At 53.8% G+C, this 16,964-nt stretch carries 15 protein-coding genes; 13 read left to right on the forward strand and 2 right to left on the reverse strand.

Going from position 1 to position 16,964, the window contains the following annotated elements; genetic code table 11:
• The first annotated feature begins 143 nt into the window (after positions 1-143).
• The 12 genes from pyk to DYY88_RS11585 all read left to right on the forward strand — a co-directional run bounded on the left by pyk (position 144) and on the right by DYY88_RS11585 (position 13,729).
• A complete protein-coding gene (pyk, locus tag DYY88_RS11530; RefSeq protein WP_039727891.1) occupies positions 144-1,571 on the forward strand; it encodes a pyruvate kinase in 1,428 nt (475 codons plus the stop codon).
• A gap of 79 nt (positions 1,572-1,650) precedes the next feature.
• Entirely contained in the window at positions 1,651-3,003 is a 1,353-nt protein-coding gene (locus DYY88_RS11535; RefSeq protein ID WP_044151298.1) for an NAD(P)/FAD-dependent oxidoreductase, read from the forward strand.
• A gap of 63 nt (positions 3,004-3,066) precedes the next feature.
• A complete protein-coding gene (locus tag DYY88_RS11540) occupies positions 3,067-3,783 on the forward strand; it encodes an ABC transporter ATP-binding protein (RefSeq protein ID WP_039727889.1) in 717 nt (238 codons plus the stop codon).
• Positions 3,784-4,116: 333 nt separating this feature from the next.
• The gene (locus DYY88_RS11545) at positions 4,117-5,031 is read left to right on the forward strand and encodes a tetratricopeptide repeat protein (RefSeq protein ID WP_039727887.1); all 915 of its coding nucleotides are present in this window, start codon (positions 4,117-4,119) and stop codon (positions 5,029-5,031) included.
• 622 nt (positions 5,032-5,653) lie between these two features.
• Positions 5,654-6,382, forward strand: a complete 729-nt coding sequence (locus DYY88_RS11550) for a hypothetical protein (protein WP_039727885.1) — start codon at positions 5,654-5,656, stop codon at positions 6,380-6,382.
• A gap of 369 nt (positions 6,383-6,751) precedes the next feature.
• Positions 6,752-7,948 (forward strand): ABC transporter ATP-binding protein, encoded by a 1,197-nt coding sequence (locus tag DYY88_RS11555; RefSeq protein ID WP_039727883.1) that lies wholly within the window; start codon positions 6,752-6,754, stop codon positions 7,946-7,948.
• 93 nt (positions 7,949-8,041) lie between these two features.
• Positions 8,042-9,349: an ABC transporter substrate-binding protein gene (locus DYY88_RS11560; protein ID WP_039727882.1), complete on the forward strand. Its 1,308-nt coding sequence runs from the start codon at positions 8,042-8,044 to the stop codon at positions 9,347-9,349.
• A 190-nt stretch (positions 9,350-9,539) separates the two neighbouring features.
• Positions 9,540-10,211: an amino acid ABC transporter permease gene (locus DYY88_RS11565; protein ID WP_039727878.1), complete on the forward strand. Its 672-nt coding sequence runs from the start codon at positions 9,540-9,542 to the stop codon at positions 10,209-10,211.
• Between the two features lie 30 nt (positions 10,212-10,241).
• A complete protein-coding gene (locus DYY88_RS11570) occupies positions 10,242-10,886 on the forward strand; it encodes an amino acid ABC transporter permease (RefSeq protein WP_039727876.1) in 645 nt (214 codons plus the stop codon).
• A gap of 65 nt (positions 10,887-10,951) precedes the next feature.
• The gene (locus DYY88_RS11575; RefSeq protein WP_039730093.1) at positions 10,952-11,812 is read left to right on the forward strand and encodes a transporter substrate-binding domain-containing protein; all 861 of its coding nucleotides are present in this window, start codon (positions 10,952-10,954) and stop codon (positions 11,810-11,812) included.
• Positions 11,813-11,966: 154 nt separating this feature from the next.
• Positions 11,967-12,881 carry an ABC transporter permease gene (locus DYY88_RS11580; RefSeq protein WP_039727874.1) on the forward strand — a complete coding sequence of 305 codons (915 nt, stop codon included), beginning with the start codon at positions 11,967-11,969 and terminating at the stop codon, positions 12,879-12,881.
• 38 nt (positions 12,882-12,919) lie between these two features.
• On the forward strand, positions 12,920-13,729 hold the full coding sequence (locus tag DYY88_RS11585; RefSeq protein ID WP_039727873.1) for an ABC transporter permease: 810 nt from the start codon (positions 12,920-12,922) through the stop codon (positions 13,727-13,729).
• Positions 13,730-13,854: 125 nt separating this feature from the next.
• On the opposite strand, the gene DYY88_RS11590 is transcribed toward DYY88_RS11585, so the two are convergent.
• Together DYY88_RS11590 and DYY88_RS24685 are read right to left on the reverse strand one after the other, a co-directional pair.
• Entirely contained in the window at positions 13,855-14,343 is a 489-nt protein-coding gene (locus DYY88_RS11590; RefSeq protein WP_044151297.1) for a hypothetical protein, read from the reverse strand.
• Positions 14,344-14,386: 43 nt separating this feature from the next.
• Positions 14,387-15,013, reverse strand: a complete 627-nt coding sequence (locus tag DYY88_RS24685; protein ID WP_236146371.1) for a hypothetical protein — start codon at positions 15,011-15,013, stop codon at positions 14,387-14,389.
• 200 nt (positions 15,014-15,213) lie between these two features.
• Between DYY88_RS24685 and DYY88_RS11600 the strand changes: the two genes are divergently transcribed.
• Positions 15,214-16,851 (forward strand): FAD-binding domain-containing protein, encoded by a 1,638-nt coding sequence (locus tag DYY88_RS11600; RefSeq protein WP_039727872.1) that lies wholly within the window; start codon positions 15,214-15,216, stop codon positions 16,849-16,851.
• The last annotated feature ends 113 nt before the right edge of the window (positions 16,852-16,964 follow it).

The following is a 16,964-nucleotide window of genomic DNA, read 5'->3' on the forward strand; positions in this document are numbered from 1 at the left end:
AATCGCCATGCAGATGCACCCAAGTCTGACGCCAAAGGTATAAAACTTTCTGTAGTCTCGGTTGAATGTAGCACTGGATAACAGCCGAATCAGAAAACACTGCTTATGATTGGCACCAAACATCGCTGAAGGGGCTAGCCCTGATGAAACCATTACTCCACCGCACCAAAATTGTGGCTACGATTGGCCCGGCGAGCAGTTCGCGAGACATGATCCTAGCGATGGTCAAAGCGGGGATGAACGTCGCCCGACTAAACTTTTCCCACGGTAGTTATGAAGACCACACCCGCATGATTCAGCTTTTGCGGAGTGTTTCCAAAGAATTAGACACCCCAATCACTCTGTTGCAAGACTTACAAGGCCCCAAAATTCGGGTGGGGCAAATTCCTGGTGGGGTAATAGAGCTGATTGAAGGAGAAACGCTACTGTTAGTCCCTGTGGGCCAGGAGAATGGACAGCCCAACTGCATTGGTATTGATTATCCCTACTTAGCAGATGACGCCAAGCCTGGTATGCAGGTGTTACTCGATGACGGCATGCTGGAACTTCAAATTGAAGCCGTCGAAGCGCCTAAAGTCACCTGCCGGATTATGCAGGGAGGACCGCTCAAAAGTCGTAAAGGCGTGAACCTGCCGGAACTCAGTCTACGGCTACCATCAATGACCGAGAAAGATAAAGAGGATTTGCGCTTTGGGGTGTCGCAGGGGGTGGATTGGGTATCGCTCAGCTTTGTCCGCCGGGGTGAGGACATTCTCGCGCTGAAGGCATTGCTGAATGAGGCGGGCGCGCCCGAAACCCCCGTGATTGCCAAAATTGAAAAGCCGCAGGCGATCGCGAATCTCGATGAAATTCTCTCAGTGACAGATGGGGTGATGGTAGCCAGAGGGGATTTAGGGGTTGAGATGAAAGCTGAAAAAGTGCCTTTATTGCAAAAGCGCATCATCAAAGCCTGCAATTTTCATAGCATCCCAGTGATTACCGCAACTCAAATGCTAGAAAGCATGATTGAGCATGCCCGACCCACCCGCGCAGAGGCCAGTGATGTCGCCAATGCGATTATTGATGGCACCGATGCGGTCATGCTGTCAGGGGAGTCAGCGGTGGGCAAATTTCCCCTGCGGGCGGTGCAAATGTTAGCGCGCATCGCCATCGATGTAGAGCCCGAAATTTCGTTCGTCAACGACCCGCCGGACTATAACGATGTCACCCACGCTCTGAGCGAAGCCCTTAACGTCATCGATCGCGTGTTGGACTTGCAATGCATTGTCACTTACACCGAGTCGGGCTATTCGGCCATGATTGCGGCGGGCGAGCGGCCGCGGGTACCGGTGGTGGCTTTTACCCCTGATCGCGATGTGTACCACCGCCTCAACCTCGTTTGGGGGGTCAAGCCAGTATTGGTGAGCGAACCCGCCACGACATTTGAAGAAATGATCACGTTGGCCGAGACTTACCTGACCCAAAAAGAGATGGCGAGTCCGGGCGATCAGGTCTTAGTGATGGGCGGTATCCCGTCTAACCAACCCCAGGGGACAAATTTTCTGAAACTTCAAACTATTGGACAGGGCTGACAATCTGTAGATAATCTATAGAGATATTAAGCCTTGTAAAGGTGCGCTCCATTTGTCCTAATTCAGTCAAGAAACATACATGGTTGATACTGCGCCAGTAAAATCAGAGACGTCAGCCCCAGCGACTCCGGGACAACCCCATCGGGTCGTAATTGTTGGGGGCGGTTTTGGCGGACTGTATGCCGCTCAGTCGTTGGGGCGAGCACCCGTCGAGGTGACGCTGATTGATCGCCGCAACTTCCATCTGTTTCAACCCTTGCTTTATCAGGTGGCCACCGGGGGGCTATCTCCAGGCGATATTGCCTCGCCGCTGCGCTCGGTCTTGAGCAGTCAAAAAAATACCCAGGTGTTGTTGGGCGAGGTGCGCGGCATTGACCCGGATGAGCAGATGCTAAAGCTCAAAGATGGTGAGACGGTGCCCTATGACAGCTTGATTTTGGCAACAGGAAGCGCTCATCATTACTTTGGGAACGACCACTGGGAAGCGATCGCCCCCAGCATCAAAACGATTGAAGATGCGTTGGAAGTGCGACGGCGGATTTTCCTGGCCTTTGAAAAAGCGGAACTCGAACCCGATCCCGAAATTCGTAAAGCCCTGCAAACTTTTGTGGTGGTAGGGGCTGGCCCGACTGGTGTCGAAATGGCCGGGGCGATCGCTGACCTGGCCTATGAAACCCTCAAAGATGATTTCCGCAATGTCGATACCCACGACACCCGCATCATTCTGGTCGAGGGTATGGATCGGGTCTTGCCCCCGTTCGACCCCTCGCTCTCTAAGCGGGCCGCTAAAGATTTAGAAAAACTCGGCGTTGAGATTCGAACTGGCACCTTCGTCACTGGGCTAGAAGGCGAAAAAGTCACCATCAAAACCGGCGACCATGTGGAAACGATTAGTTCTCACAGCGTTTTTTGGGCCGCAGGTGTACGGGCTTCATCCTTGGGCAAAGTGCTGTCAGAAAAAACCGGGGCTCCTTGCGATCGCGCTGGACGCATCATGGTTGAAGCCGACTTTAGCGTGCCGAACCATCCCAACATTTTCGTCATTGGCGACTTAGCTCACTACGCCCACCAAGGCGACAAACCCTTGCCTGGGGTGGCACCTGTGGCCATGCAGGGGGGCAAATATGTGGCACGGACGATTTGCGATCGCCTAAAAAACAAAACCACCCCACCCTTCGTCTACAGTGACAGCGGTAGCCTGGCAATTATTGGCCGCAACTCTGCTGTGGTGGATCTGAACTGGACAAAGCTCACCGGCTATCCGGCTTGGGTGATTTGGGCGCTGGTGCATGTCATGTTCCTGATCGAGTTCGACAACAAGGTGCTCGTCATGACGCAATGGATGTGGAACTTCTTTACTCGCAACCAAGGGGCCCGACTGATTACCGGACGTGACCAAATCAAGAGCGACCAAGCTTTTATGAAACAGTAGTCAGTTTACTAGGCGGCGCTTAATCAGCCATCAAATCGCTTGGGGGAACGCTAACCTAGAGCTATGCAACCACTGATTCAACTGCGCCACGTCAGCAAAGTCTACGGGATCGGCAATACTGAAGTCCGCGCCCTGTGGGACGTTGATTTGTCTGTCGAGGCGGGCGAGTATTGTTCCATCATGGGGCCGTCGGGTTCCGGCAAATCGACTGCGATGAATCTGATCGGTTGTCTTGATCGCCCCACTTCTGGCGAGTATTATCTCGATGGAGAGAATGTTGCAGGGCTTGATGATGATGCCCTCGCCCATATCCGCAATCGCAAAATTGGGTTTGTTTTTCAACAGTTTCACCTGCTACCGCAGTTGTCAGCGCTAGAGAACGTCATGCTACCGATGGTCTACGCTGGCGTGACGACCCGTGAACGGCGAGATCGCGCCGCCGCCGCTTTGGAACGGGTTAAGCTGGGCGATCGCATTTACAACAAGCCGACGCAACTCTCCGGGGGACAACAACAACGGGTCGCGATCGCTCGGGCGATCGTCAACGAGCCGCTGCTGGTGCTGGCCGACGAACCCACCGGGGCGCTTGACTCCCACACGACCCAGGATGTGTTGGGGATTTTTTCCGAACTGAACGCCACGGGCATCACCGTCGTAATGGTGACTCATGAGCCCGAGGTCGCCCGCCAAACGCGCCGCATCGTTTGGTTTCGTGACGGTGAAGTCGTTGATGCCGACTTAACCCCGGACGACATTGGCTCACTAACAGCAACGGCTTAGGGAAAGCGTAGACAATGCATCCCAATTAAAAGCATGGGGATTTAACCAGTTGGGAAAGTCGTCTTGGCAGTAAACTGCCAGCCAACCCATTTGTTTATCTGGTGAGAACTGGAGTTTGCATATGCTGGAGACTGCGGACTGTGGATAGCGGCCCGAGGGAATCAGGGAGTTGCGCATCAGTAGTCGGGAAAACAGTACCAGAGCATTCCTGAATGGACGCTTGGCTTTTTGTCCAAATATCGTTCGCAATTTCGAGAGATTTGATATAACTACAGGCGAGCTTTCGCATACCCACTGCGGAGACGCTATATCTAGGCTCTGGAGGAATGATTTATGGGCATCTGGCAGCATCGCTGGCTACATCTTGTGGGCATCATTGGTCTTACCGCTGGCGGGGTAAGCCTTCACCCCAATCTGCCCTCCGTCTTGGCCCAGAACACGTCGCAAGTCTCCCAAGCACCTAATGCCGCCCTCTCTGAAGAAGCATTGAATCGAGGACTGGCCCTGATTCAGCAAGGCGCGATTGAGCCCGCGACAGCCGCCTTTCGCGAAGCCATTGAGCTCGACCCCAACTCAGCGGCTGCATACTATAACTTAGGTCTGATACAGCGCCAAACCGGGCAACTGCAAGAAGCCGCAACATCCTTTTGGCAAGCGCTGGAAGCCGACCCCTACTTTGCCATGGCCTACTCGAACCTGGGGGCAGCCCTTTGGGAAGGGGGGAATCTTGATCAAGCGCAAGAATATCTCGAACGCGCCATCCAGATTGAGCCTGACTTGGGCAATGCGTATTACAACTTGGGACTGGTGCAACTAGATCAGGAAAACTATGGGGCGGCGATCGCTTCCCTACAGCGGGCCGAAGCCTCAACCCCAAATGCGCCAGAGCCTCCTTTTCACCAAGGCCGCATCTATTTAAGACAGCAGAACTATGACGCCGCGATCGCTGCTTTCAATCGAGCGGTCGCCATTTTTCCCGAATATGTCGAAGCCTATTACAACCTGGGGGTGGCCCAATATGGTCAGGGCAATTACAACGCCTCGCTAGATGCTTTTCGTAAAGCGACGGAATACAATCCGGGCTATGCCAACGCTTACTATAGTGCCGGCTTATCTTTTATTCGCTTGGGCAATTACGCCGAAGCTCGCGGGGTCTTGGAACATGCCAAGAGTCTCTACATTACCCAAAATAATCCGCAATGGGCGACGAATACCCAGGCGCAGCTGGACCGCATTGCCGGGCAATAACGACTGAGTGATCGCCAGCCACGCCTATCAATCCAGACTGACGGTTCGCCCTTGAACAGATGAACTGTCGCTGTATGAGGCTGTCCGTAAAACTTCGTAGCGCTGCAAAGACGGGGCCTCAGTATTAATACCGTCACCTCCAGATATCACAATGGCTGTCGCGCAGCACTAGATAAAGCTGTGATGAAGTGCTCGAGATCGCTGGCAAACATTTTGGCAACCATATCGTCACCCTAGCCCCATCATCCGGAGCGGCTCAAACAAGCGATCAAGCGATCAACAATCCCTTATCCTCATGTTGGAATTGTTGTCCATAAGCCGTGACTTGCCATACTTGGCGGCTACTTCCGTAACAGTCACTGAGGGCGAAAGACTAAATCAAATGCAAGGTTTGCTAAATAGAATCCGGCGCTAGATCGTGAACAGCCGAATGGCTATTACAACCTCTTCCATCTCAATTCCTTAGTGTCTCTGTGAATTTACTGTGAATTGCTGACGTTTCACTGTACTCAGAGTATTTACTTAACTTACTCTGGCTAGGCAGAGGCACCTTTGAATTACAGCAACCTTTCATATCAGGGAATCTGCTGTTGTTGTTTATGCTTGTGATGCACTGCGGAACATGCCCAAGTCTTGGTTCACCTTAGGTGGGTCGATTGTTTTCCTGGTCACTGTCGTTGCGCTCTATTTCAGTACAGAGCAACAGCGTACCGGTGAAAGACTGGAGACTTCGTTGCAGTCGCTGTTGCCGGCGGTCATCGCGAGTACTTCTCCGGCTATGGATATTTCGGCCAATGGCGATCGCTGGGCCATGCCCTCTTATCAAGAACAGATCGCTGCTTGGCAGAATCAGCAGGCAAACATCACTCTGGATGAGACTGATCTAGCCACTCCCCAAGGCTCCTCAACAACCGATGAATCACCATCGCTGCAGCTATCGGATGCTGACGTTGTGGTGCAAAATACACCTGACTTTATTGCTCATCTCAAGCAAGGACTGGCGAGCCTGAGCGATCGCCAAGACGGCCTACAAAGGTTACGACCCATGCTAGGAACTCGTTCGGCAGCAATAAGTTTTCAGCCGAGTGATCACATTTCCATAGAGCGCTACGCCAACCGCCAGCATTTATTGGAAGGCACGCCAGAGTTAAATTTTCTTGACGCTGGAGCGATTGAACTATTGCTTAGCTTCCGTCGCGTGTTAATTGAAGATATTGCTGATGTCGGGGAAAACACATTTTGTTACCCCGCGGAAGATGCTGCCACGGGTGAAGAGCAACCAATTTGCTTGGAAGTTGCACCTGGTGGTGGTCGTTACTGGCTTGAAGATCCCAACGCGGCTTGGTGGTGACGCCTACGGTTTCTCATCCGCATTTCAAATTATCTAGCAAGCATCAAAAGCAATCCGCGAGTTACTCAGCCTTAACCCTTCACGCACTTGAGACTTGAGGCCGCGACCATCATCCCTGCCAGCGACTTAGCCCACATGGGCAATCTGTATCACAAAGCACGATTCCCCTTTGGGGCTTTGTATACAGTATGCACGGTCACTTGAGCCCACTAGTTCCCTGTTAGGCCTGAGTGCTGGAGGTGTGACTTGCGTGACTTCCGCGGCAAAAGCTGCTGTAAATGTTACAGATTCATAGCTCTGGTCTGTGAGACGTTATGCAGTGGCTTTAATAGTCTTTGACTAGATTTCTTTCAACAGTGAGTGACGCCTATGGCACTGGATGTTTCTGATATGACACCCGCTGAGGCCCAGCTAGCCCAACTCGAGACAGAGGAGGATATTCAACATGTGCTGGCCCGAGGTGCCGCAGGGGTATCTCTGCGCTCGGTGACGAAGCAGTATGGTCAGTTCACCGCAGTCGAAAACCTTTTCTTGGATATTCCGCCAGGTTCTTACTGCTGTCTACTCGGACCGAGCGGCTGCGGCAAGACAACCACCCTGCGCATGATTGCCGGACATGAAACTATCACGAGTGGCGAAATTCATATTGGCGATCGCCGGGTGAATGATTTGCCTCCGGCGAAGCGCAATACCGCCATGATGTTTCAGAACTATGCGCTGTTTCCCCACAAGACCATTTGGCAAAATGTCGAATTCGGTTTGCGGATGCGCAAAGTCTCTGCCGACGAGCGAAAACAGCGGGTGGGCGAAATCCTCGATTTGGTGGGACTGAGCCACACCAGCGATCGCAAACCTGATCAGCTTAGTGGCGGTCAGCAACAGCGGATTGCCCTGGCCCGCGCCCTCGTCACTCGGCCCCAAGTCCTGATGCTGGATGAACCCCTCAGCGCCCTGGATGAAAACCTGCGAGTGCGGATGCGGAGTGAACTGCGGAACATTCAAAAACAGTTTGGGTTGACCTTTATTCAGGTGACCCACCACGTGGAAGAGGCGTTTTCTCTCTCTGACCAAATTGTGGTGATGGATCATGGCCACATTGACCAGGTGGCGACCCCGAGCGAGCTGTTTGACAAACCCGCTTCGCAGTTTGTCGCCAAATTTATCGGCGACAACAATATCTTTGTCGGCAAAGTGGTGAATGCCGTGGCGGAGTCTGACGGTTTAGAAACCATCGAGCTGGAGGTCGAAGGGTTTGGGCGGATCTTTAGCCGGGGCCATGCCGTCCCAGTGGGGCAGACGGCGGCTTGTTCAGTTCGGCCTGATTTACTGAATATTGTGTCTGAGGCAACGCCCCCAGACGCCATGCTAGTCAATCGCTTGACAGCGCGTATTGTCGATGTCGAGTTAACCGGCTACGTCACCCGAGTGTCAATGTTGGCCGAAGCCACGGGTCAAGAGCTGCTGTACAAGGTGCGTACAGTGGAATGGTCGCGCTCAGGGCTGAGCGAAGGCCAAGTCGTCACCCTAGGGTGGTCGGCAGCCGACTGCGTTTTCCTGCCCTACTAAGGTGCTTCGGCGTTTTTCAGTTCAATTGAGCAGATTTTGATGATTTTCCTTAATCTGCTCTTAAAATCAATAAAATTCTGATAGGAGAAAACCATGCCAAATTTTTCAAGACGCTATGTGTTGCGCACGGGTCTAGCTGCTGGGGCAGCGATCGCGGCGGCTCGTTGTAGCGGCGCGCCTGAGGGCACCCCCGATAATCCGGCCACTGGCCCCGAAGTCAATACCAACGCCAGCAAGGACGTCACCCTGCGGCTGATTGGTACTGGCGTTTCTCAAATCAACGAAATTCGCGATAAAGCGCAGGAAGACCTGGGCTTCAAGATTGAGATGCGCGCCCTCAGCACCGAAGAAAATAACCAGATTGCAATTACGCAGCCGGACCAATACGACATCTTTGACGGCGAATATTTCAGCCTGCCCTTGGTCGTGCCCTCCGGTAATTTGCGGCCACTGGAAATCAGCCGCATCACCAACTGGGATAAGATCGTTTCCTTCTTTACCACGGGTGAGTTCAAGGGCATGCCCGTCGAAGGGTCTCAGGGCACCGCTCCCTATCGAGTGATGTATCTCACCGGGCCAGACTCGACAGAATTTTCTAGTGAGCCCACCGAGTTTGCGACGCTGATTCCGTTCCAGTACAACGCTGACACCTTGGGCTATCGGCCTGACTTGGTCGGTCGCACTATCGAAACCTGGGGCGAGCTGTTCAACGAAGAATTCCGGGGCAAGACTTCCATCCTCGATATTCCTCAAATCGGCATCATGGATGCCGCCATGGTGGCAGAGTCGCTGGGCCTGATGACCTTTGGCGACAAAGGCAACATGACCCAGGCTGAAATCGATCAAATCATCGAAATCCTGAAGGAGCAGAAAGCCGCTGGCCAATTCCGCGCCTTCTGGAAGACCTTTGATGAGTCGGTGAACCTGATGTCTTCGGGTGAGGTCGTGCTGCAATCCATGTGGTCGCCTGCCGTAACGGCGGTTCAGGCCCAAGGCATTGAGTGCATCTACGCCCCGTTAAAAGAGGGCTATCGCGGCTGGGGCGGCGGTGTTGGCCTGTCGAAGAACTTGGAAGGGATGCAGCTGGATGCCGCTTATGAGTATCTCAACTGGATGCTCGACGGCTGGGTCGGGGCCTTCCTCGGTCGCCAAGGCTACTACAGCGCTGCGCCTGAAACTGCCAAGAAGTTCATGTCTGAAGCAGAATGGGCGTTCTGGTATGAAGGTCAGCCCGCCTCTGAAGACATGGTGGATCCGTTTGGCAAGACCCTAGCTAAAGCCGGGGTCACACGCGATGGCGGATCGTTTGATGAGCGCTTTGGCAATATCGTTTGTTGGAACTCCACCATGGAAGAGAACACCTATCTGGTGCAGAAGTGGAATGAGTTCATCGCGTCGTAAGCGGTAAGTCAGATGCGCATCGCGGCTTATTTAGTAGGTCGCGATCGCTCTCAGTGACAAGGGGCTCAGGCCCCTTGTTTGCTAATTGGCCTAAACACGCTCATGGGCCTCGATCATTTTTGTCAGAGGGCAAGCCCACTGTTTGTCAGCTCTGACTACGTGCCTGTTGATTCGGCTTGCCTCCTGATTAATGAACTATCGGTTTCAGTTTCAAGTTATTTGGGATAATTGGCCGCTGCTGCTAGAAGGCGTGTGGTTGACCCTGCAACTTTCAGTGGGTGCCGTGGTGTTGGGCTTGCTTGTGGGCACGATCGCAGCCCTCTGTCGCCTGTCTGCTAATTCGGTATTGCGATCACTCGCCAGCATTTATGTCGAGGCAGTTCGCAACACACCGTTTTTGGTGCAGTTGCTGTTTATCTTTTTCGGCATCTCTAGCCTGGGGCCATCTCTGGGGAACGAGCAGGCCGCGTTATTAGCACTGACGATTAACTTTGGCGCCTACGCCACTGAGATTATTCGCGCAGGCATCGAGTCGGTCAGCACCGGCCAAATTGAGGCCGGCAAATCGCTTGGGCTCAATCGCGTTCAAGTTTTTCGGCTAGTCGTGCTGCGACCCGCGATCGCCAACATTTATCCCGCCTTGACTGGGCAAATTGTGTTGCTGATGCTGCTCTCCAGCGTGGTGTCACAAATCTCAGCCGAAGAGTTGACCTTTATGGGTAACTTTTTGCGATCGCGCACCTTTCGCGATTTTGAGGTGTTTGCCGCGATCGCTGTCATCTATATCCTGCTGACGCTGCTGTTCAAACTCGCGGCGCAGTTGGTTCATCGGCGGTTGTTCAAGTTCACCCGCTATCTCTAAGTCCCCTTCTGGTCACCACGGCCTTGATTCATGCGAGATTTTAGCTACATCGACATCATCATGGCGCTCATCTGGGCAGCTCGCTGGACACTGTTGTTGTCGGTGGTCGCGTTTGTCTGTGGCGGCATTGCCGGATTTCTCCTGATGCTGCTGCGCATTTCCCCGCTAACGCCTTTGCGTTACGTGAGCCGAGGCGTCGCAGAAATTATTCAAGGCACCCCGTTGCTGATTCAGTTTTTGTTGGCCTTTTTTGGGTTGAGCATTCTCGGCATTGAGCTGAGCCCGTGGACTTCCGCGACCCTCGCCCTCACGGCTTTTACCAGCGCTTTTCTCAGTGACATTTGGCGGGGAGCGGTGGAGTCGATTCCCGTCGGTCAATGGGAAGCGGCGCGGGCCATGAGCTTTAACTACTTTCAGCAGTTAGGGTTGGTGATTTTGCCGCAGGCGGTGCGATTGTCGATCGCCCCCACCGTCGGCTTCTTGGCGCAGGTGATTAAGGGCACGTCCCTGGCGTCAGCCATTGGCTTTGTGGAATTGGCGCGATCGGCCACCAACATCACCAACGTGACCTTTGAGCCATTTTTCGTGTATCTGGTCACGGCGGTCATTTATTTTGCGATCTGTTTTCCTATTTCGGTCTTTAGTCGGCGCTTAGAAAAATCGCTGGCCTATTAACGGGACTGGGGAGGGCGATCGCCACTCTTTTTGACGCAATGTATTGAACGGTAAGGATGAACATTATGCATCGAATCGCTTGGCCCCGCTGGAGCAAGAATTTCTTGATTGCTTGCTTCGCTTGTGTGTTTTCCCTCGTGGCGGTCGCCTGCGTCGGCAATGGCAACGACCCCAGCGTGACCGCACAAGATACCGCCGCGCCAGTTTCCAGCTTAGACAGCATTATCGAGGCAGGCACCATTCGCATCGCCGTGCCCCAAGACTTTGCGCCGTTTGGCTCGGTGGACGCAGATGGCAATTTAGAAGGCTATGACATTGATGTGGCTAACTTGATTGGCGAAGATTTGGGGGTCGAAGTTGAACTCGTACCTGTTACCAGTGATAACCGTATTCCCTTTTTGCAAACGGATAAGGTTGACCTCGTAATTTCGAGCATGGGAGCTAATCCCGAACGCGCTAAATCAATCTTCTTCTCTAGCCCCTATGCGCCCTTTTTCTCGGGGCTTTACGGTTCGGCCGATATTACCGGAGTCGAGAGCTTTGAAGATTTGAGTGGCTACCGGGTAGGCGTAACCCAGGGCACGTTAGAAGATCTCGAACTCAGTGACGCCGTTGGCGATGATGTGGAAATCGAGCGCTTTGCGGACAATAGCTTGACGGCTTCTTCGCTCATTTCTGGGCAAGTGGATTTGATTGCGACAGGCAACGTCGTGGCCTCAGAGTTATCCAAGAACAATCCCGATCAAAACATTGAAGGAAAATTCATCATTAAGGAGTCTCCGGCTCATATCGGTTTACGCCGGGGTGAATTGGATCTCTTGCAGTGGGTGAATACGTTTGTTTACCACAAACGTTTAGGCGGCGAATTGGATGATTTGTCTCAAACTTGGTTAGGTGAACCCCTACCAGAGCTGCCGGCGTTCTAGCCGTCGACCGGGGCCGAAGCTGTCGGTCTACGAGGGTCGGAGCAAGAGCATTGACGGAGGCGAGAGGCGCTCGCCATCCACGCATAAATCGCTTACTCCGACATGGATGGCATGAAACCAAAGTCTGAATGATCGCGAAAGGTGACTGATTCCTATGACTAGCACGACCCCAAACTCAGCGGCGGCCGATGTGACGGCCAAGCCTAAAGCGATCGCCAAAAACTGGGATGGCTTGAAGCCTTATTTGTTAGCCGCGCCGCAAACCATTGCGCTGTGCGTCTTTTTGGTATTTCCAATTTTGCTGATTGGCGTCGTCAGCTTTTGGGAATTTAACGGCTATTCCATGACGCCAGCCTTCACGCTGGACAACTACATCAGCGTGTTTTCGTCCGATGTCACTCTCAGAACGTACGTCAACACGTTCAAATTTGTCGGTATGGTCTGGTTAGCAACACTGCTGATCGGCTACCCCGTCGCCTATTTCCTGTCCTTCCATGTGAAGAAACTGAAGTGGCAGGTATTGCTCTTCCTCATTTGCACCATCCCGTTTTGGACCTCAAATATCATTCGCATGATCTCGTGGGTACCGCTGCTGGGCAAAGAAGGTCTGGTAAATCAGATGCTCATGGGCATTGGCCTGATTGATGCGCCGCTAGAGTTTCTGCTCTATTCCGACTTTGCGGTGGTCTTGGGCATGGTGCACCTCTATATCATTTTTATGATCGCGCCCATTTTTAACAGCCTGATGCGCATCGATCGCACCCTGATCACCGCCGCCGAGGATATGGGCGCGTCAGGATTCAACGTATTCAAAGAAATTGTGCTGCCCCTATCGGCTCCGGGTATTGCGATCGGCTCCATTTTCGTCGTCACGCTGGTGATGGGCGAATTCATCACCGTACGCCTGATGGGGGGTGGTCAAGCCGCTTCCATCGGCAAGCTGATTCAGACGCAAATTGGGAGTCTGCAATATCCCCTCGCAGCAGCCAATGCCATCATCTTGTTGTGTGTGACGCTGCTGTTGGTGTTTTCAATTCTGCGCGTGGTCAATATCCGCAAAGAACTTTAGAGCAAAACGTTTAGAGCAAATTATTCGGGCTTTCCACGATGAAACCGCGATCGCTTTCCTTTTACTTACTGGCTGCTTTCTTTGGTCTGTTCGTGCTGTTCTTGTACGGGCCAATGATCACAATTTTCATTCTGTCCTTGCAGGGTCCAGACGGCACCCTGACCTTCCCCATTCGCAGCTTTGGCTTTTATTGGCTGGGGCAAGTATTTCAAGAGCAGCGGGTCGGTAACTTTGTCGAGCCATTCCAGCGATCGGTGGTGCTGGGAGCGATCGTCACCCTTCTTGTAGCGAGCATGGCCACCATGTCCGCCATGGCCTTTCGGCAAAAGTTTCGCGGCTCCACGGTGCTGTTCTATCTCACCATTTCGGCCCTGATTGTCCCCAGCATTTTGATCTCCCTCGGGCTGGGCGTCATGTTCCAGATCATGGGATGGTCAACTAATTGGATGACTTCTGGCTTGGGAGCCCACCTCACCTGGACGCTGCCCATTGCCTTTCTCATCATGCTGGGCATTTTCAACCGCTTTAATCCGTCCTATGAAGAAGCGGCCAAAGATTTGGGAGCCAACGACCCGAAGACCTTTTGGGAGATTGTTTTGCCACTCATCTTGCCCAGCTTGATCGGCGTGAGCTTGCTAACCTTTACCCTCTCCTACGACGAATTCACCCGCACCTCACTGGTGTCGGGGCAATACAACACGCTACCGCTCGAAATCTTCGGGATGACGACTAACGTCACTTCACCGGCCCTCTATGCTTTGGGCACTTTGACCACGCTGTTCTCATTCACCATGATCATCATTGCGTATGTCGCTGTCAGCCGCTTGAGCCGTCGGCAACAAGGATAGCTGCGCAAACGTTGAGCAAACCACTTCTTTATTGGAAGTGGATACATAATCGTGGCAGCCTTCGAAAATCAGACAAATCCGAGCTCTGAGATCTTGAGCACGGTTCCTGAGCGGGGGAGTGCGCTTTATTTCTGGGCAACGGCGTTACCCAGCGTTTTTTCTAAAATGTCGGTGGCGGGTTCCACGATCGCCCACGTGCCGTCAGGTTGGCGACGCATGGCCGCAAACTGCAAGATTTGACTGCGGGCCATCACCTGCCCTGCTTCGACCTCACCCAATCGCGGCTTCGTCACGCCACACAGCCGAAATAGATAGGCTGGAACTTCAGGGGTGGTAAACGCGACGCAAGTTTCATTGCCTGTCGGTTGCAGTTGACCATCAAAGGGAGCTCTGACTTTCCCCCCACCCAGTTCAATAGAAACATCCCCCAAGCCACCCATCACCGGAAACCCACCGACTTCACTACCAGGTTGTAAGGTCCAGTTTTGCTGCACCGGGATGTGACGCTGGGGCACTTGCGCTTGCGTCAGTCCGCAAGCACCCAACCCCAATAGTCCCAGCAGGGGCAATACTCGCCCAGGAGCAGGCCAACAGCGCAGAAAATACGTTCGCATTAGGTCACCTCAGACAGCCTAGAACTCGTTGCATCAAGGACGGTTAATCGCGCGAAAAACTGAAGTCAAAACCAGCATATTCGTCGCCCTCATAAAGCACGATGAACCAGGTGTCAGGGTTGAACTCTAATGGATAGGCAACCCGTTCAGCGGTGACGCCCTCACGCACTTCCACCGACGGCAAGGTGCAATAGGGTTCGGCAATGACCGCTTGGACATCAGCTTTCGGCGCTCGTTCAGCGATCGCCAACAGCTCTGACAACTCGGCGCGCGACAGCACGGATTCCGCCTGAATCGTTTCCTGACACACCGCTTTAGCAGTTGCTGGCTCAGAGCTTTCTTCCATCAAAGGCTTTGGCCCGACAACCAACGCGGCGAGAGCTAGCATGCTGCCTCCAGCGAGCAGATAGCTGCGGGGCGATCGCTGGGCCGACCGCCGCCGAGGCTTTCTGCGGATAGTGACGCCCTGGGGATACATGGTCGTGGGTGGTGCAGTGGCGACTGGCACCGTCGGCCTCACCTGATATTGCTGAGGATATGTCGCTTGAGGTGGTTGACTCGGGGGACGACGAGCCGCGAAATCACCGAACTGGATCTGGGTTTGCTGCCCGCCTCGATAATAGGAACTGTACTGATCGCGAGCTCTGGACTGATAGGTGGAGTGGGTCATCTTTGCCCTCCTCGACAACGGCAAAAGGATTCCTGTGGGGGCTCTTGGCAGCGGCAAAAATCATCCAAACAGTGCCCTACCGATGAAGCCTGATACAAATATAGTACATTTGTCCTAAATAGCAAGGCGATCGCCAAATTTGAAGATTTGCTAAGGTGATCACCAGGCTTTGACCTGCTTTTCTGCCCTCCCTCTATGCCATGAATCGGACGCTCGTTTGGTTTCGCCGAGATTTACGCATCAGTGATCATGAACCGCTGTTTCGCGCGGCACGGCGGGGTGTGGTGATTCCCGTTTTTGTCTTTGATCGCGCCTTGCTCCAACATCCCGAAACGGGCAGTGCTCGGGTTGCTTTCATGCTGGCTTGTCTCGCCGCGCTGGATGCTGACTTACGGGCTAAAGGGGGGCGGCTGATTCTGCGATCGGGCGATCCGGTGCAGGTGTTACCCGACTTGATTCGGGAAACCGAGGCCGAAGGCATTTACGCCTACACTGACTGCGAACGCATTTATGGCCGAGTGCGGGATGCGAGGCTGAATGAGGCATTGAGCGCACAAGGGATGAAGATTCGCTGGTTCGAACCGCCGGCCAGCCTGGACGAGTTGATTCCCTACCCCCGTTATCGATCGCGGTGGTGGCGGGATATGGCCGCGCCGCTCGTTCCGACGCCTCCACAGGTAGAAGTCCCCCCCGACCTCCCCAGTGATCCGCTCCCGAGTTTGGCGGCCCTAGAGCACCTGGCAGATGGCAAACCCATTCCCCCGGGTGGCACTACAGCAGCGCGACAGTTATTAGCCGACTTTTTGAGCCACAAGAGCGATCGCTATTATTGGCAACTGTCCTATCCCAGCGCCGAGGCCACTACCGGCCTGAGTCCGCACATTAAGTTCGGGGCAATTTCTGTGCGTGAATGTGTGCAGACGATTCAGCAAACGCCGGACGAGGGCGACTTTCGCATTCGCCGCAGCCAGCAACAACTGATTGCTCGGCTCCGCTGGGGCAACGGCTTCACCCAACGGTTTCGCTACCTGCCGCAGTTAGAGTTGCGATCGCTGTACACCGTATTCGACGAAGATGGCTGGACCTTTGACGAAGACTTGTACCAAGCGTGGCAACAAGGGCAAACGGGCTTTCCCATTGTGGATGCTGCCGCCCGGTGTCTCCAAGCCACGGGGGGATGGCAGGCCCTGAACTTTCGCACCCGGGCAATCTACGCCAGCTTTTTGAGCAACTTACTGGGCATGGACTGGCGCTTTGGGGCACTGCATTTCATGCGGCATCTGATTGACGGCGACTGCCCCATCGACCATTACCAGTGGGCCATGCAGTCCGGCGTAACCCACTGCCTCGACAAAACCTGGACACGCATTTACAACCCCGGCCAAGTGGCCGTCGATCGCTGCGACCCAGACGGCGCTTTTATCAAACATTGGGTGCCCGAGCTCGCCCATCTCGACTCCGCGCAACTCGGCAGTCCGCCACCGATGAAGACCTATCCAACGCCGATTTTGGACTACAAGCAGGCGCGGCAAAAACGGGTAGAGCAGTTAGAAAAGCAGCGAGGTCGGTTTTTGCAGTGCGGCAATGTGGTGCCTTATCTGGCCGATTTACCCACGGACTTGACGCCTTTTGGCAGCGATCGCTTTGCTGGCGAAATCGACTGGGCACAATCCCCCACAGAAAGGCTCTTTCCCGCTGCCTTGGATTTAACCGCGCTGGATGACCGACAGGCGATCGCTCTGCGCACCTGGTTTGTGGCCCACGTCAACATCACGCCACCCAAAGTGCGTAAGCGCCCGCCACCGTCGCCGGTCAATCAACTCGCGCTCAACCTCTAGCAGCGATCTCGACTTCAGAGATTCAACAACAAAAACAAATCCTACAGTTTGGCTGCCCAGCGACGAATCATGACCATAGAGGGATAAAATTCTCGCAAAAAGCGTCTGAAGTC

The organism is Leptolyngbya iicbica LK (genome assembly GCF_004212215.1).
Classification (GTDB): Bacteria; Cyanobacteriota; Cyanobacteriia; order Phormidesmidales; family Phormidesmidaceae; genus Halomicronema; species Halomicronema iicbica.

Coding starts and splice junctions, on each gene's coding strand:
- pyk (WP_039727891.1), top strand. CDS start 144: ATGAAACCATTACTCCACCGCACCAAAATTGTGGCTACGATTGGCCCG.
- DYY88_RS11535 (WP_044151298.1), top strand. CDS start 1,651: ATGGTTGATACTGCGCCAGTAAAATCAGAGACGTCAGCCCCAGCGACT.
- DYY88_RS11540 (WP_039727889.1), top strand. CDS start 3,067: ATGCAACCACTGATTCAACTGCGCCACGTCAGCAAAGTCTACGGGATC.
- DYY88_RS11545 (WP_039727887.1), top strand. CDS start 4,117: ATGGGCATCTGGCAGCATCGCTGGCTACATCTTGTGGGCATCATTGGT.
- DYY88_RS11550 (WP_039727885.1), top strand. CDS start 5,654: ATGCCCAAGTCTTGGTTCACCTTAGGTGGGTCGATTGTTTTCCTGGTC.
- DYY88_RS11555 (WP_039727883.1), top strand. CDS start 6,752: ATGGCACTGGATGTTTCTGATATGACACCCGCTGAGGCCCAGCTAGCC.
- DYY88_RS11560 (WP_039727882.1), top strand. CDS start 8,042: ATGCCAAATTTTTCAAGACGCTATGTGTTGCGCACGGGTCTAGCTGCT.
- DYY88_RS11565 (WP_039727878.1), top strand. CDS start 9,540: ATGAACTATCGGTTTCAGTTTCAAGTTATTTGGGATAATTGGCCGCTG.
- DYY88_RS11570 (WP_039727876.1), top strand. CDS start 10,242: ATGCGAGATTTTAGCTACATCGACATCATCATGGCGCTCATCTGGGCA.
- DYY88_RS11575 (WP_039730093.1), top strand. CDS start 10,952: ATGCATCGAATCGCTTGGCCCCGCTGGAGCAAGAATTTCTTGATTGCT.
- DYY88_RS11580 (WP_039727874.1), top strand. CDS start 11,967: ATGACTAGCACGACCCCAAACTCAGCGGCGGCCGATGTGACGGCCAAG.
- DYY88_RS11585 (WP_039727873.1), top strand. CDS start 12,920: ATGAAACCGCGATCGCTTTCCTTTTACTTACTGGCTGCTTTCTTTGGT.
- DYY88_RS11590 (WP_044151297.1), bottom strand. CDS start 14,343: ATGCGAACGTATTTTCTGCGCTGTTGGCCTGCTCCTGGGCGAGTATTG.
- DYY88_RS24685 (WP_236146371.1), bottom strand. CDS start 15,013: ATGACCCACTCCACCTATCAGTCCAGAGCTCGCGATCAGTACAGTTCC.
- DYY88_RS11600 (WP_039727872.1), top strand. CDS start 15,214: ATGAATCGGACGCTCGTTTGGTTTCGCCGAGATTTACGCATCAGTGAT.